Below are 14,980 nucleotides of genomic sequence, written 5' to 3'. Positions count from 1 at the left end.
TCATTACAAAGTGAAAAAGAGACGTAGCGCCAGCGCGGCCAGCGTTACAAACAGCACAGGCAGAGTCATGACGATCCCGGTGCGGAAATAGTATCCCCAGGTGATGGTCATATTCTTCTGTGAAAGGACATGCAGCCAGAGCAGCGTTGCCAGGCTACCAATAGGTGTAATTTTCGGGCCCAGATCGCAGCCAATCACGTTGGCGTAGATCATCGCTTCTTTGATAACGCCTGTTGCGGTGCTTCCATCGATAGAAAGAGCGCCAACCAGCACGGTAGGCATGTTGTTCATGATGGAAGACAGGAAAGCCGTCAGGAAGCCAGTACCCAGCGTCGCAGCCCAGAGTCCTTTATCCGCCAGTACGTTCAGCACACCGGAAAGGTATTCGGTTAGCCCGGCGTTGCGCAGACCGTAGACCACCAGGTACATTCCCAATGAGAAGATGACGATCTGCCATGGCGCACCGCGCAGCACTTTGCCGGTGTTAATGGCATGGCCTCGTTTAGCTACTGCAAACAGGATCACAGCTCCAACAGCCGCAATCGCGCTAACGGGAATACCAAGCGGCTCGAGGACAAAGAACCCAACCAGCAGAAGAATTAAAACTATCCAGCCGGTTCTGAAGGTTGCCAGATCTTTAATCGCCTTTGCCGGTGCTTTCAGGAGAGCCAGGTCGTAAGTCGGTGGAATATCTTTGCGGAAGAACAGATGCAGCATCACCAGCGTGGCGATAATAGCGGCAATATCAACCGGCACCATTACCGACGCATACTCAGTGAAGCCCAGTCCAAAGAAGTCCGCCGAGACTATATTCACCAGGTTCGACACGATAAGCGGCAGGCTGGCCGTATCGGCAATAAAACCGGCAGCCATGACGAATGCCAGCGTGGTGCCTTTGCTGAACCCTAATGCAAGCAGCATGGCGATGACTATCGGCGTCAGAATAAGTGCCGCACCATCGTTGGCAAACAGTGCCGCCACCGCCGCACCGAGCAGAACGATATACGTAAAGAGCAAACGTCCACGACCGTTACCCCAGCGGGAAACGTGCAGCGCTGCCCATTCGAAAAAGCCGGACTCATCAAGCAGCAGGCTGATAATAATTACGGCAATAAAGGTCGCCGTCGCGTTCCAGACGATATTCCACACCACCGGAATATCGCCCACATGCACAACGCCAGATATCAGAGCCAGGCCCGCGCCCAGCATTGCACTCCAGCCGATCCCTAATCCCTTTGGTTGCCAGATAACCAAAACAATGGTCAGGACAAAAATAGCGCCTGCCAGTAACATAAAACCTCCTGACAGGGCGACTTTGCCGCCCTGTATATGCAAAAAAATTAACTCATCAACTCTCTGAGCTTTTCAATACCAGCGGGCTCTGACGCCAGCACCGGAACAAGCGCTATACGGTTAGCGTACTGATTCTTAACAGCCTCAATCTGAGGCTGTTCCTGATGAGCGCGCTGGCAAAGCAACGGAGAACGCGTATCCGCAATGGAAAGGCTGTTATTGATAATCCAGCCCCACGGATGAATTCCCGCTCTTTCAAGATCAGCCTGCAGGTTTGCCGCTTCCAGCACCGGTGTGGTTTCAGGAAGCGTAACCAGCAGAACTTTGGTTCGTTCCGGGTCCTGAAGCTGCATCATGGGGGTAGTAAAATGACCTTTACTCCCCATTTTTTTGGCAATCTCTCGGTGGTAAGCCCCGGTCGCATCCAGCAGCAACAGCGTGTGTCCGGTAGGGGCGGTATCCATAACAACAAAGCGCTTACCCGCTTCACGAATCACGCGGGAGAAGGCCTGAAACACGGCAATTTCTTCAGTACAGGGAGAGCGTAAATCCTCTTCCAGTAGCCGTTTCCCTGCTTCGTCCAGATCTCTTCCCTTCGTCTCAAGAACATGCTGGCGATAGCGTTCGGTTTCATCGTGAGGGTTGATGCGGCTGACCTGCAGGTTTTTGAGGCTGCCGTTCAGCGTTGTACTCAGGTGCGCAGCAGGATCAGAGGTCGTGAGATGCACGTCAAATCCCATGTCTGCCAGCCTGACGGCGATGGCAGCAGCCATCGTGGTTTTCCCTACGCCACCTTTGCCCATCAGCATAATCAGGCCGTGTTCACTGCGAGCGATATCATCGACCAGGCCAGAGAGCGATAAGTTTTCAGGCGTGTACAGGACGTTCGTTACCGGGAGCGGTAATGCCTCAGAACGGGTATCCAGCAGTCCCTTCAATGCTGAAACACCAACCATATTGACTGGCTGTAGTAATAGGGTATCTGTCGGTAGCTCAGATAAACCGGCAGGAAGATTTGCCAGTGCCTCCTGCTCACGTTGCCATATCGCAGCGGCCAGGGCGTCATATTCAGTTTCGGCTTTAGGCAGCACACCATTAATCACCAGATACTGGTTTTTCAGGCCAATTGCAGCCAGTTCTTCATGGGTGCGGGCGACTTCCTGCAGCGTAGATTTTTGCAGTCGTGCAACCAGAACCAGGCGGGTACGTTCAGGATCGGATAACGCCTCTACTGCATGAGCATACTGCTCACGCTGCTTTTCCAGCCCGGCCATTGGGCCAAGACAGGAAGCACCATCTGGATTACTTTCAATGAAGCTACTCCAGGCACCGGGAAGCTGAAGAAGGCGAATCGTGTGGCCCGTCGGCGCTGTATCAAAAATGATGTGATCAAAGCGGGTCAGCAGGGAAGCGTCTGTCAATAAGCCGGTGAACTCATCAAACGCTGCAATCTCAGTTGTACAGGCTCCTGAAAGCTGCTCGCTGATACTGTTAACAACATCATCAGGCAGAAGACCTTTGATAGGATCAACGATTCTGGCGCGGTATTGCTGGGCAGCTTCCTGCGGGTCAATCTCCAGAGCAGAAAGCCCAGGAACTGCCGTTACAGGGTGAATGGTGTTACCGATAGCCTGATCGAATACCTGGCCGACATTGGAGGCCGGATCGGTACTGACCAGCAAAACCCGCTTACCCTGTTCGGCAAGGCGGATAGCCGTCGCGCAGGAAATGGACGTTTTTCCTACACCTCCCTTACCGGTAAAAAACAGGTAAGGCGGGATATTCTGTAAGAATTTCATATGTCCTCCTGACATATTCAGCAACAGGAAGTATTACCACCACAGCAGCTGGTGGGAGCTAACGCCACCTTCTCCAGCGGAATACCGAACCAGCGAGCCAGCTCAGCACGTTTTGGGTATCGCCCTGCCATCACCGTTTCACCGTCCAACAGCAGTAGCGGAAGCCCTTCTGCTCCAGATGCTTCGAGGAATGCTTTCGCTTTCTCATTCTGAACAAAGCTCATGGGCTGCTGCGCCAGGTTGTAACGTTCAACCTGTACGCCACGTCCTTTCAGCCACTGCACATCAGCAGAAAAATCAACCAGAACCTGATCGACATCTGAGCCACATACGCCGGTACTGCAGCACATTGCCGGGTCAAACACCGTTAACGTCTTCATTCTGAATACCTCACATTCGCAAAACCATATATGTTCAGGCAAATTTTTTAGATACAAACAGCCTTACCGCTGCCAGAGCAGTTTGCTGATGCCAGCTTACGGGCGATGGCCTGTACATCGTCCTGTTGGCTTAACCAGGCCTGCTCAATCACCTGAGCGGCCCAGGAAGAAATATGCGGGGATAAGCGGTAGTGAACCCACTTGCCCTGTTTACGATCCAGCAATAGACCACTTTCCCGGAGCATTGCCAGATGACGGGAGATCTTGGGCTGCGACTGCTCCAGCGCTGTACAGAGATCGCACACGCACAGTTCTCCCATCTCCCTGAGCAGCAGCACGATGCCTAGACGGGTTTCATCGGAGAGGTTTTTGAAGAGTTGTAAGGATGTTAGTGACATCTGGCCTCCTGTCCTATTGAAGTTAGGATACTCCCATAAGGACCAAAATCAATATTTACATTCGAAAAAACATATGTGTTATTTAGAAGGATTTTTTGCTAACGATCAATAATTACGGCTAACACACTAAAATCTAGTGAATTAAAGTGTTATACAGTTCCTAGAATACACACTTCATTGTTGGTTTAGCTGGCTTATGCGCCAAGGAATAGAATGTGATAAAAAAGATTAAAATCTCAGGTTACAGAATCTACAAGCAATTGATTTTAGAGCCAAATCCAAAGCTCAACCTGATAGTTGGGGGGAATGAGGTTGGAAAATCAACCCTAATGGAAGCAATAGCCTTAGCGCTAACAGGCAGAATCAACGGAAAAGGAGCTAATGATGAATTAAATCCGTATTGGTTTAATACAGAGCTAGTCGCTGATTTTGTTGAAAGAAGACAAAGAGGTGAAAACATTAGTCTACCTGAGATTAAAATTGAGCTCTTTTTTGATAATACGCCAGAATTACAAAATCTATGTGGAGCTATTAATAGCGACCATCCAACAAATGCATGCCCTGGTGTATTATTCCATGTACTGCCCAATAGTGAATATAATGAGGAGATAGAGCAATGGCTTATAAACCCTAGTAAAATTTTACCTGTGGAATTCTACCGAATAGAATGGCGATCTTTTGCTGATGAGAAGTTACTCAATAGACCTAGGCAATTAACGACTGCCATCATAGATTCCAAAACTGTTAGATCTTCCACATCAATAGATTATCATTTAAGGCAGATAATTAATGATCATCTCGATCCAATAGAAAGGGCAAAAATATCCTTATCATACAGGCAAGTTAAAGCATCTATGGCTGGAGGTGTACTTAGTGATATCAACGAAAGAATAAGTACATTAAATGCCTCATTACATGATAAAACCATCATTTTGGATATGGATCAAAGTAGTCGAACCTCTTGGGAGGGCGTTGTATCCCCCCATGTAAATGAGGTCCCTTTTTCTATGTCTGGGCAAGGACAACAAGCTGCCATCAAAATTTCTTTGTCTATGGGACGTCACGCTGAAAAGACAAAATTTGTGATGATAGAAGAACCAGAGAACCATCTTTCACATACCAGTTTATCAACACTACTTTCTCGAATCGAAAAGTTATCCAGTACTAGTCAGCAATTGTTCATTACAACGCATAGTACTTTCGTTTTAAATAGACTCGGGCTAGATTCATTAATTTTAATTGGCAATGAATCTGTAAGCAGAATCGATGGTCTATCTCCAGCTACTGTAGCTTACTTTCAGAAACTACCTGGTTACGACACACTCAGAATGGTCCTGGCAAAGAAAGTGGTATTGGTCGAAGGCCCATCTGACGAAATAATTTTCGAACGTTTTTTCAAAGACACATACCAATTACGACCTATGGAGGTCGGTATTGATGTTATAAGCATGAGGGGACTTTCACTATCAAAATGTTTGGAGTTATGTGCCGCTCTTGATAGGCCTGTAGCCTCTCTCCGAGATAACGATGGAGTTTCTCCAGAAGATCTTGCGCTTCCAGTCCAAGAGTGGCTGAAAAAAGACCGAAGAGAGCTATTTATTGGGAGTGTAGTTACTGGGACAACTTTAGAGCCACAACTTATCCACCACAATGGTGAAAAATTACTTCGCGAAGTATTAAACATAGAAGATAGAGCTGAACTTCTAACATGGATGAGCAGAGAAAAAACTGAGGGTGCTTTGAGAATTTCGGCTTCAAAAAAAGCACTCACACCACCTAAATACATGAGCGATGCGATAAGGTTTATTTATGAACAATGAGTTAATCTTGGCTGTAGCAGGTTCAAGAAAAACACAAGGAATCATTGATCATTGTGCGAGAATAGATGGTCAAAAAAGAGTATTAGTTTTAACATTTACTCAATTCAACCAAAATGAAATTCGCAATCGGTTATCTCGTTGTGCAGGAAACAACTCATATATTGAAGTGCTTGGGTGGTACACTTTTTTACTTCGACATTTTGCCAAACCGTTCCTCCCCTATAAATTCCCTGGACAAAGGATTTTGGGATTTAACTTTGATGGAAGGCCATACATGATGGCAAGGGGTATCAACAGATTTTTAGATAAAAACTACCATGCATACGCTTGTGAGCTAGCTCGACTAAGTGCAGAACTGATTACTGCAAGCCAAGGGGCATTAATTTTTAGACTTGAGTCTATTTATGATGAAATACTTATTGATGAAGTTCAGGATTTGAGCGGCTACGATTTAGACATATTAGATTCTTTGTTAGCAACAGCTATCAATTTGAAAATGGTTGGAGACATGCGGCAAGCTGTTCTATCAACCAATCCAAGAGGAAGTAAGCATAAAAAATATCAAAATACTAATATGCTTTCTTGGTTTTTGGAAAGAGAAGAGAAAGGAATAATAAAGATAATTGAACGTTTTACAACCTGGAGATGCCATCATTTAATATCTGATTACGCCGATACTATTTTTTCACCTGAATGGGGTTTTCCTAAAACAAAATCTGAAAACCACACTGTTACATATCATGATGGGGTTTTTCTTGTAATGAAGGAGCATGTTGAAGATTACATCAAAGCATTTAAACCACAATGCTTGAGAAACTCAAAAAGCAGCGGTAAGGTCTATAATTTCGATTTTATTAATTTCAAAGCATCTAAAGGTTCAACTTTTGAACGAATCCTAATAATTCCAACCTCAGGAATTGAGGCCTTTATTCAAAAAAATGAGTATCTTGAAAGTACAGCCGCCGCAACATTTTACGTTGCAGTTACAAGAGCTCAGCAAAGCGTTGCAATCGTTGTAGGGAAGCCTGGTCAATCAAAATTACCGATATGGAAACCGTAATTCTTAATATATTAAATAGGTGAGTTTTGTTCATATGTTAAATTAAAACAATAGCAAAAGAGATAAGATTAATAATGAAATTTGTCAAACTCATTGCAAGAATAAATATTAATAGCTTTTTTATCACCCCAACTTGAGAGGAGAATATATTAAATTTACCCTTAGCTTCAGATAAATCTACAGAGTCTAACTCTGCTTCAAAACGATTAAGCAACCCTAAAAACTCATCTCTTGTTATATTTAAAAAACTCAATTGAAATTTAACTGTGAAGTATGTTGTAAAAAGCACAAACAAAGCAACAAAAAAAGTCCCTGAATTCAACAAGATATCCTGCACTATACTATCTGGATTATTTTTTATCGCAGTAAACGTTAAAACTGTAGATGCAGGAATTGCTAATGACCTTGTTAGAGATTCAGTAAGAACGGTGTTTATTTTTGATAAATAATCCCTAAACTTTTCTTCATACTCTTTTCTTATCTTTTCGAAACTAAATCCGACTGCAAAAGCATGATAGTTTTCTTCAAAACGTTCAACAAATATCGAAAATCGTTTCAATATCGTTCTAAATCGGAAATCAATATCTTTATTAGATGTAAAAGAATAAATAGTATTTGATAGAATTTTATTTTTTTCTTCTTTGTGATCCTCGTTCTCCATTAATTTCATTAATTTAGAAAAACCATCCAAATCATAGTCTAAATCATTAAAATCATATTGCAATGTAACAAATGATTTTCTGGCACCAAGAAATGTACAAGAGTTACCATCACTATCATCAGATGAGTTAACTAAAACATCCCAAACTCGACTTATTTGTATGTAATGCAGCACTTTACCTTTTACTATTTCATCTGGGTATAACTCTATCTTTCCTTCGGGTGATCTCAGTAATATAAATTTTTCTTTAGCCTTAGGGTTTAAATTTATCGCCTCGTTTAGATCTTTATAAATAGCCATCCCCAAAGAGCGTAGATAATTCATATCCACACTTACGATCATTGTGAAATTTTTATCAAAAAACTTTGCATTAAAATTTTCCAAATCAACAAATTCTTTTTTTAGATCACCTCTATCTTTTATCGAAAAGATTGAACTTATTAATGACACTCGACTATATTCAAGGCAAAATAAGTAATTATCTAAATTTAATTGTATAAGTCCTTGGGCAAGATCCCCCTCAAAGTAGTATGTTTCAAACCGCTTAAAAAGCAGTGTTATATGCTCAAGTACATCGCAAGAATAGCCAATCATTTAACCATCCTTATTTTACATTTTCTCTTTTATCGAGCTCGGCTTTAAGATCTATCGGAATTTCTGTAAACAGTAATCCTTTATCACTATAGAATACTTTAGAACCCAATAAGTCAGAATCGAAACTAATACTCATTTTTTTCGTTTTCCCCTTATAACGAACAAGCCCTCTTAACTCACTTTTATCAATACTGACCTCAAAGCTTAAATTAAATGGCTCATTTTGAATGATTTCAAGAAGAAATCCATCATTTTCTGGAAAAAGGAATCGCCCTAAATTCTCAACATTAACTTTACCTTCTTCATTAATATTATCTCTACAGTATGAGTTCGCTAATATTAACTTTTCATTTATAGCATCTAAATCATCAATATAAAGATCATCACAACATTTTTTTATAGCACTTACGAGTGTTGCTGTTTCAATCTTCGATGCAGTAAATTCCTTGCAACCAATAAAACGAGAAAAGTAGTCTCTCATTTCAGAATTTCGTCCTATCCTAAATGAAATAAATCTTTCGGCCAACCCCTCAGACCATGCTGTTAGATTTATTCTTGCACCAAGATGAAGACGATCAAGATCTAAGCGCTCAATATACTTGAAAGAGAGATTTTCTAAAATCATCCCCTGAGTTTCTTGTAAAGTGACGATAGATAAGAATCTGTTCCCGTTGGTTTCATAGTTAAAAAAAACAATATATCCTGGCTTGGCTGCTTTACCTGAACCCTGATTTAACTCATCCAATAAAAGATAAGACATTTCAACCGTCATTTTTCTGAAATCAACAAACTCTTTTTGCTCATCATAGTTTCTTTCAAGTGTCTGCTCAAATTTTGTAAGTCCGCTTTCTTGATCAAAAAAACCTGACTTAAGCCCAGTTTTATTAAATAAATTAAGAAGCGTAATCCCCACTTCGTCGGTGATCTCATCAAGGTTATTTTCCGCAGGCCGAGGTTTAAGTGATGCATGTTTCCCAGCGTCTCGCGTAAACTGATGAACAATAAATCTTTTTATTTTCGCCATGTTATTATTAAATTCCTCATTTAACTTCCACCCAAAGTGGTGGTACAGATTTTACATTTATAACGCCATTCATTATCAAATATTATTGATATATTATCTAAAACTGTGAGCCACATTATATTTAATATCTAATCTGACTCACAAAAACAATATACAAACTAACCAATTGATTTAAATATAAAATCCCCATACCACTGCATCATCTCCTTCCTCCCCTCCAGATATTGAGCATGGTTATACGTTCCACGAATTGAGTTCTTATCGACGTGAGCCAGTTGTAACTCAATCCAGGCCGAGTTGAATCCCTGCTCATGCAAAATGGTACTCATCGTGTGGCGGAATCCATGCCCTGTAACGCGCCCGGCATAGCCGATACGCCTTACCAACACAGTTAATGCCATATCACTCATCGGTTTCTTAGGATTATTACGTCCTGGGAACAGCAACGTTCCTGCTCCAGTCATGGGTTTAAGCTGATTAAGCAGGTCAATTACCTGGCTTGATAACGGAACCAGATGAGGGCGGCGCATTTTCATTCGCTCTGCTGGCACGTTCCAAACCTTCCGCTCAAAATCAAATTCCTGCCACTCCGCTTGCCTCAACTCCCCAGGCCTTACTCCTGTCAGAATAAGTAATTGCATCGCAATCTTAACAAGCACACTACCAGCATAGGTGTTCAGAGTCCGAAGAAACTCTGGCAATTCATCCTGGGTTAAAAAAGCATAGTGTTCTTTCTCATGAGGAGTCACGGCGCTGGCTAGATCTGGTGCTGGATTGTACTCGGCCCTGCCAGTCACAACGGCATACTTCCAGACTTCTCCACAACGCTGGCGAACCTTACGGACCTTCTCAGTTGCTCCTCGTGCTTCTATTTTTGAAAGAACAGCAAGCAGCTCCATCGGCTTGATATCTTTGATTGGCCGGTGACCGATATAAGGGAACACATCCTTTTCAAAGGTTCTCAGCATTTCTTCGCGGTAGGAGACAGACCAGCGGTCATAGCGACGCTGATACCACTCCCGTGTGATAGCCTCAAACGAGTTTTCAGCGTCTTGTTGACGACTAAGTTTCTCAATTTTTCGTTCAAGAGAGGGATCGTTACCAGCAGCTAATGTTCTTTTTGCATCCTCTCGCTTACTTCTCGCTTCAGCTAAAGAAACATCAGGATAAACGCCAATAGCGAGCAGTTTCTCTTTACCTAGCGAACGGTATTTGAGACGCCAGTATCTTTTACCGTTGGGATTAACCAGTAGGTAAAGACCACCACCGTCAGCGAGTTTGTAGGGCTTATCTTTAGGTTTTGCAGTTTCAACCTGACGAGCTGTCAGCTTCATTGGGGGTACCTCTCAGCAGGGGGTACAATTATACCCCCATCCATACCCCCACATTGAGCTTGACCCTGGGGGAGTACAATTGAGTTCAATAGACTAATAGAATGCTATAACTGCTGATTTATCAAGGAAAAATTGAGTTTGGTAGACTTCAGGGGAGGTGAGTTTGGAGCGGGCGAAGGGAATCGAACCCTCGTATAGAGCTTGGGAAGCTCTCGTTCTACCATTGAACTACGCCCGCGAAGAGGTGCGAAAAGCATTATAGACCTTACGCACCCTGTGGCAAGCCCGAATTGGGCTAACTGCTGATAAAATAACCTTTTAGCACTTAGGCTTACTGCCTTGCGGCGGCAGATAACGCAGCGGGTCGATGGCCGTGGCGCGATAGCGAATCTGGAAATGCAGCCGTACGGAATCGGCGTCCGTACTGCCCATGGTCGCAATCTGCTGGCCAATCTTCACGCTCTGGCCGTTGTTAACCATCATCTTATCGTTATGCGCATACGCGGTGATGTAATCCTCGTTATGCTTAATCATAATCAGATTACCGTAGCCGCGCAGCTGGTTGCCGACGTAGACCACCTTACCGGCGCCGGCGGCGTAAACCGGCTGGCCGCGGGTACCGGCGATATCGATACCTTTATTGCCGCCATCGCGGGTGGAGTACGGCATCACCACTTTACCGCTGGTCGGCCAGCGCCAACAGCGCTGCCCCACCGGCGGCCATGAGGACTGCGGCACCGCCGATGATGGTGTTACGGCGGCAGTACGGGTGCTGGAGGATTTTTTCCCGGCGGTGCTGCTTTTTGCTTTCGAACCGCCGTTAAGTTTCAGCTTCTGTCCGACTTCAATAGTGTATGGCGGAGAGATGTTATTCAGGCGCGCCAGATCGCGTACGCTGGTGCCGGTACTACGGGAGATCGCATACAGCGTATCGCCGCGTTTCACGGTATAGGTGGACCCAGAATCGGAAGTACTGGAACAGCCGGCTAAAGTCAGGCTAGCAAGCAGCATTATCGCGATATAAAAGCGTGTTTTCATCAGGCGTCCTGCACTCAACGGTTTCTCATCTCGGCATCATGGGCGAATATCATACCAGCCCGATGGACGATCCCCAATGTTCTGGGCTTTTTCTACTATTGTTCTCGCCCGACGAATACCTGCAGGGCTTGTTTTGGTAATGCCTTTCTCCCATTTATGGGCTACCCTAGTGGCCTGAGTACATGACCCGGCGGGTTTGTGCCGGGTCATTTATTTTTTTCAGGAGTCGTCATGGCCGGGGAACACGTCATTTTGCTGGATGAGCAAGATAAACCCACAGGTATGCTGGAGAAGTATGCCGCCCACACGCTCGATACCCCTTTGCATCTCGCGTTTTCCTGCTGGTTGTTCAATGAGCAAGGCCAGTTCCTGGTCACGCGCCGCTCGCTTAGCAAAAAAGCCTGGCCCGGCGTGTGGACTAACTCAGTGTGCGGACATCCGCAACAGGGCGAAACCTTCGAGCAGGCCGTCACCCGGCGCTGCCGCTTCGAACTGGGCGTCGAGATCGCTGATATTGCCCCCGTCCACCCGGCCTTCCGCTACCGCGCCGTCGCACCGAATGGCATCGTCGAAAACGAAGTCTGCCCAGTTTTTGCCGCACGCGTGGTCAGCGAACTACAACCTAATGATGATGAAGTGATGGATTATCAGTGGGTTGAGCTGCCGGAAATGTTAAGCGCGCTGGCCGCTACCCCGTGGGCCTTTAGCCCGTGGATGGTGCTGGAAGCCAAAAACAAAAACGCGCGTCAGGCGTTGATAGACTTTGTTGCGCGTTTACGCGCGTAACCGCGACTGACGAGCATTAAAGAGCCAGGCTACGCCAGCGACGAACCTTGACATCAAATATAAAAAAACCCGGCAAGCCGGGTTTTTGCTTTTCGCGAAAAGCGATTATTTCTGCGGACGCATCGCCGGGAACAGAATAACGTCGCGGATGGTGTGGCTGTTAGTGAACAGCATCACCATACGGTCGATACCGATACCCAGACCGGCGGTCGGCGGCAGGCCGTGTTCCAGCGCGGTGACGTAGTCTTCGTCATAGAACATCGCTTCGTCGTCGCCTGCGGCCTTCGCGTCAACCTGATCCTGGAAGCGCTGCGCCTGGTCTTCGGCATCGTTCAGCTCGCTAAAGCCATTACCGATTTCGCGGCCGCCGATGAAGAATTCAAAGCGGTCGGTGATTTCCGGGTTCACGTCGTTACGACGGGCCAGCGGAGAAACTTCTGCCGGGTATTCGGTGATGAAGGTCGGCTGGATCAGATGCGCTTCCGCCACTTCTTCGAAGATCTCGGTCACGATACGGCCCAGACCCCAGCTCTTCTCAACTTTGATGCCGATAGACTCAGCGATCGCTTTCGCGGAATCGAAGTTATCCAGATCAGCCATCTCGGTTTCCGGACGGTATTTCTTGATGGCTTCACGCATGGTCAGTTTTTCAAACGGCTTGCCGAAATCGAAAGTCTGATCGCCGTAAGGCACGGCAGTGTTACCGAGGATGTCCTGCGCCAGGGTGCGGAACAGGGATTCGGTCAGCTCAATCAGATCTTTATAATCCGCATAGGCCATATAGAGTTCCATCATGGTGAACTCTGGGTTGTGGCGAACGGAGATCCCTTCATTACGGAAGTTACGGTTGATTTCGAAAACGCGTTCGAAGCCGCCAACCACCAGACGCTTGAGGTACAGTTCCGGCGCGATACGCAGATACATGTCCAGATCCAGCGCGTTATGATGGGTGATGAACGGACGCGCGGAAGCGCCGCCTGGGATCACCTGCATCATCGGGGTTTCCACTTCCATAAAGCCGCGGCCAACCATGAACTGACGGATGCCAGCCAGGATCTGCGAACGTACTTTGAAAGTGTTACGGGATTCGTCGTTGGAGATCAGATCAAGGTAACGCTGACGGTAGCGCGCTTCCTGATCCTGCAGGCCGTGGAATTTGTCCGGCAGCGGGCGCAGGGCTTTGGTCAGCAGACGCAGCTCGGTGCAGTGGATGGACAGCTCGCCGGTTTTGGTTTTGAACAGCTTACCGCGGGCGGCGATGATGTCGCCGAGATCCCATTTTTTGAACTGATCGTTGTAGACGCCTTCCGCCAGGTCATCGCGCGCGACGTACAGCTGAATGCGGCCGCCGACGTCCTGCAGGGTAACGAAAGACGCTTTACCCATGATACGACGGGTCATCATGCGCCCAGCAACGGCCACTTCGACATTCAGCGCTTCCAGCTCTTCGTTTTCTTTGGCATCGAAGTCAGCGTGCAGTTGGTCAGAGGTATGGTCACGACGGAAATCGTTCGGGAATGCGACGCCCTGCTCACGCAGCGCAGCCAGCTTCTCACGACGGGTTTTCAGTTCATTATTAAGGTCAATTGCCGCGTCAGCGCCCTGTGCTTGTTGTTCAGACATGTTGGTTCCTCATAACCCTGCTTTCAAACTTGCTTCGATAAATTGGTCCAGGCTGCCGTCGAGCACCGCCTGAGTGTTGCGGGTTTCCACCCCGGTGCGCAGATCTTTAATACGCGAGTCGTCCAGCACGTAAGAGCGGATCTGGCTGCCCCAGCCGATGTCGGATTTGTTATCTTCCATCACCTGCTTCTCGGCATTTTTCTTCTGCATTTCCAGCTCATAAAGCTTCGCTTTCATCTGCTTCATGGCCTGGTCTTTGTTCTTGTGCTGCGAACGGTCGTTCTGGCACTGCGTCACCAATCCGGTCGGGATATGGGTAATACGCACCGCGGATTCCGTACGGTTAACGTGCTGACCACCGGCGCCGGACGCGCGGTATACGTCAATGCGCAGGTCGGCTGGGTTAATTTCGATATCGATATCGTCATCAACTTCCGGATATACGAACGCCGAGCTAAAGGAGGTATGACGGCGGCCGCCGGAATCGAACGGGCTCTTACGCACCAGGCGGTGAACGCCAGTTTCAGTACGCAGCCAGCCGTAGGCGTAATCGCCAATGATTTTGATGGTCACGGATTTAATGCCCGCGACTTCACCTTCGGATTCTTCGATAATTTCGGTCTTAAAGCCGCGCGCTTCCGCCCAACGCAGGTACATGCGCATCAGCATGCTGGCCCAGTCCTGGGCTTCGGTGCCGCCGGAACCGGCCTGAATATCGAGATAGCAGTCGGCGCTGTCATATTCGCCGGAGAACATGCGGCGGAACTCAAGCTGCGCCAGCTTCTCTTCCAGCCCGTCCAGCTCGGCAACCGCTTCGTTGAAGGTCTCTTCGTCTTCGGCTTCTACCGCCAGCTCCAGCAGTCCGGCGACATCTTCCAGACCCTGGGTCATCTGATCCAGCGTTTCGACGATAGCTTCCAGGGAAGAACGTTCTTTGCCCAGCGCCTGTGCGCGCTCAGGTTCGTTCCAGACGTCCGGCTGTTCCAGCTCGGCGTTTACTTCTTCGAGACGCTCTTTCTTCGCATCGTAGTCAAAGATACCCCCTAAGAACGTCGGAGCGCTCCGTGAGGTCCTGAATGCGGTTTTTTACCGGATTTATTTCAAACATGGTCGGTTTCTTTTAATGGATTTGTCAAAATGCGGTGATAAGAGCGGAATTCTACCGGATTC

General features: G+C 46.6%; 13 protein-coding genes and 1 tRNA gene. 3 read left to right on the top strand and 11 right to left on the bottom strand.

Annotated elements, in window-relative coordinates:
- Nucleotides 1–3 precede the first annotated feature (3 nt).
- From arsB to arsR, 4 genes are read right to left on the bottom strand one after another with little or no spacing between them, the layout of a single operon-like run.
- Nucleotides 4–1,293, bottom strand: a complete 1,290-nt coding sequence (gene arsB, locus ABLU86_RS14890; protein ID WP_348796199.1) for an arsenite efflux transporter membrane subunit ArsB — start codon at nucleotides 1,291–1,293, stop codon at nucleotides 4–6.
- A 47-nt stretch (nucleotides 1,294–1,340) separates the two neighbouring features.
- On the bottom strand, nucleotides 1,341–3,092 hold the full coding sequence (gene arsA, locus ABLU86_RS14885) for an arsenite efflux transporter ATPase subunit ArsA (protein ID WP_348796200.1): 1,752 nt from the start codon (nucleotides 3,090–3,092) through the stop codon (nucleotides 1,341–1,343).
- 17 nt (nucleotides 3,093–3,109) lie between these two features.
- Nucleotides 3,110–3,472 carry an arsenite efflux transporter metallochaperone ArsD gene (gene arsD / locus ABLU86_RS14880; RefSeq protein ID WP_024273801.1) on the bottom strand — a complete coding sequence of 121 codons (363 nt, stop codon included), beginning with the start codon at nucleotides 3,470–3,472 and terminating at the stop codon, nucleotides 3,110–3,112.
- Nucleotides 3,473–3,519: 47 nt separating this feature from the next.
- Nucleotides 3,520–3,870, bottom strand: a complete 351-nt coding sequence (gene arsR, locus ABLU86_RS14875; protein WP_348796201.1) for an As(III)-sensing metalloregulatory transcriptional repressor ArsR — start codon at nucleotides 3,868–3,870, stop codon at nucleotides 3,520–3,522.
- A 215-nt stretch (nucleotides 3,871–4,085) separates the two neighbouring features.
- Here arsR and ABLU86_RS14870 point away from each other — a divergent pair, with 215 nt between their 5' ends.
- Nucleotides 4,086–5,690: an AAA family ATPase gene (locus ABLU86_RS14870; RefSeq protein ID WP_063618734.1), complete on the top strand. Its 1,605-nt coding sequence runs from the start codon at nucleotides 4,086–4,088 to the stop codon at nucleotides 5,688–5,690.
- Nucleotides 5,680–6,750 carry a UvrD-helicase domain-containing protein gene (locus ABLU86_RS14865; RefSeq protein ID WP_348796202.1) on the top strand — a complete coding sequence of 357 codons (1,071 nt, stop codon included), beginning with the start codon at nucleotides 5,680–5,682 and terminating at the stop codon, nucleotides 6,748–6,750. The genes ABLU86_RS14870 and ABLU86_RS14865 overlap by 11 nt, the downstream gene beginning before the upstream one ends.
- Nucleotides 6,751–6,787: 37 nt before the next feature.
- Here ABLU86_RS14865 and ABLU86_RS14860 read toward each other — a convergent pair whose 3' ends face one another.
- The 5 genes from ABLU86_RS14860 to actS all read right to left on the bottom strand — a co-directional run bounded on the left by ABLU86_RS14860 (nucleotide 6,788) and on the right by actS (nucleotide 11,401).
- The gene (locus tag ABLU86_RS14860) at nucleotides 6,788–8,005 is read right to left on the bottom strand and encodes a hypothetical protein (RefSeq protein ID WP_348796203.1); all 1,218 of its coding nucleotides are present in this window, start codon (nucleotides 8,003–8,005) and stop codon (nucleotides 6,788–6,790) included.
- A gap of 10 nt (nucleotides 8,006–8,015) precedes the next feature.
- Nucleotides 8,016–9,029 carry a nucleoid-associated protein gene (locus ABLU86_RS14855; RefSeq protein WP_348796204.1) on the bottom strand — a complete coding sequence of 338 codons (1,014 nt, stop codon included), beginning with the start codon at nucleotides 9,027–9,029 and terminating at the stop codon, nucleotides 8,016–8,018.
- Nucleotides 9,030–9,187: 158 nt separating this feature from the next.
- Nucleotides 9,188–10,363: an integrase arm-type DNA-binding domain-containing protein gene (locus tag ABLU86_RS14850; RefSeq protein WP_348796205.1), complete on the bottom strand. Its 1,176-nt coding sequence runs from the start codon at nucleotides 10,361–10,363 to the stop codon at nucleotides 9,188–9,190.
- 164 nt (nucleotides 10,364–10,527) lie between these two features.
- Nucleotides 10,528–10,601 (bottom strand) — tRNA-Gly (locus ABLU86_RS14845).
- A gap of 80 nt (nucleotides 10,602–10,681) precedes the next feature.
- Complete coding sequence (gene actS, locus ABLU86_RS14840; RefSeq protein WP_015369803.1) at nucleotides 10,682–11,401, bottom strand: amidase activator ActS; 720 nt, start codon at nucleotides 11,399–11,401, stop codon at nucleotides 10,682–10,684.
- A gap of 231 nt (nucleotides 11,402–11,632) precedes the next feature.
- On the opposite strand from actS, the gene idi reads away from it, so the two are divergent.
- A complete protein-coding gene (gene idi, locus ABLU86_RS14835; protein WP_015703418.1) occupies nucleotides 11,633–12,187 on the top strand; it encodes an isopentenyl-diphosphate Delta-isomerase in 555 nt (184 codons plus the stop codon).
- Between the two features lie 105 nt (nucleotides 12,188–12,292).
- Here the strand turns inward: idi and lysS are convergent, their stop codons facing one another.
- On the bottom strand, nucleotides 12,293–13,810 hold the full coding sequence (lysS, locus tag ABLU86_RS14830) for a lysine--tRNA ligase (protein WP_015369798.1): 1,518 nt from the start codon (nucleotides 13,808–13,810) through the stop codon (nucleotides 12,293–12,295).
- A 9-nt stretch (nucleotides 13,811–13,819) separates the two neighbouring features.
- Nucleotides 13,820–14,918 (bottom strand): peptide chain release factor 2 gene (gene prfB / locus ABLU86_RS14825; RefSeq protein WP_096335406.1). Its coding sequence is split into 2 segments (ribosomal slippage): nucleotides 13,820–14,842 and nucleotides 14,844–14,918, totalling 1,098 coding nucleotides; the frame shifts between segments, so codons are not numbered across the junction.
- Nucleotides 14,919–14,980: the final 62 nt, after the last annotated feature.

The organism is Klebsiella sp. JN_Kp121 (assembly GCF_040062145.1).
In the GTDB taxonomy this organism is placed as follows: domain Bacteria; phylum Pseudomonadota; class Gammaproteobacteria; order Enterobacterales; family Enterobacteriaceae; genus Klebsiella; species Klebsiella aerogenes.
This window is presented reverse-complemented; position numbering and strand designations above follow the sequence as displayed.

Coding starts and splice junctions, on each gene's coding strand:
- actS (WP_015369803.1), bottom strand. CDS start 11,401: ATGAAAACACGCTTTTATATCGCGATAATGCTGCTTGCTAGCCTGACT.
- ABLU86_RS14860 (WP_348796203.1), bottom strand. CDS start 8,005: ATGATTGGCTATTCTTGCGATGTACTTGAGCATATAACACTGCTTTTT.
- ABLU86_RS14855 (WP_348796204.1), bottom strand. CDS start 9,029: ATGGCGAAAATAAAAAGATTTATTGTTCATCAGTTTACGCGAGACGCT.
- arsD (WP_024273801.1), bottom strand. CDS start 3,472: ATGAAGACGTTAACGGTGTTTGACCCGGCAATGTGCTGCAGTACCGGC.
- arsB (WP_348796199.1), bottom strand. CDS start 1,293: ATGTTACTGGCAGGCGCTATTTTTGTCCTGACCATTGTTTTGGTTATC.
- lysS (WP_015369798.1), bottom strand. CDS start 13,810: ATGTCTGAACAACAAGCACAGGGCGCTGACGCGGCAATTGACCTTAAT.
- ABLU86_RS14850 (WP_348796205.1), bottom strand. CDS start 10,363: ATGAAGCTGACAGCTCGTCAGGTTGAAACTGCAAAACCTAAAGATAAG.
- ABLU86_RS14865 (WP_348796202.1), top strand. CDS start 5,680: ATGAACAATGAGTTAATCTTGGCTGTAGCAGGTTCAAGAAAAACACAA.
- arsA (WP_348796200.1), bottom strand. CDS start 3,092: ATGAAATTCTTACAGAATATCCCGCCTTACCTGTTTTTTACCGGTAAG.
- arsR (WP_348796201.1), bottom strand. CDS start 3,870: ATGTCACTAACATCCTTACAACTCTTCAAAAACCTCTCCGATGAAACC.
- idi (WP_015703418.1), top strand. CDS start 11,633: ATGGCCGGGGAACACGTCATTTTGCTGGATGAGCAAGATAAACCCACA.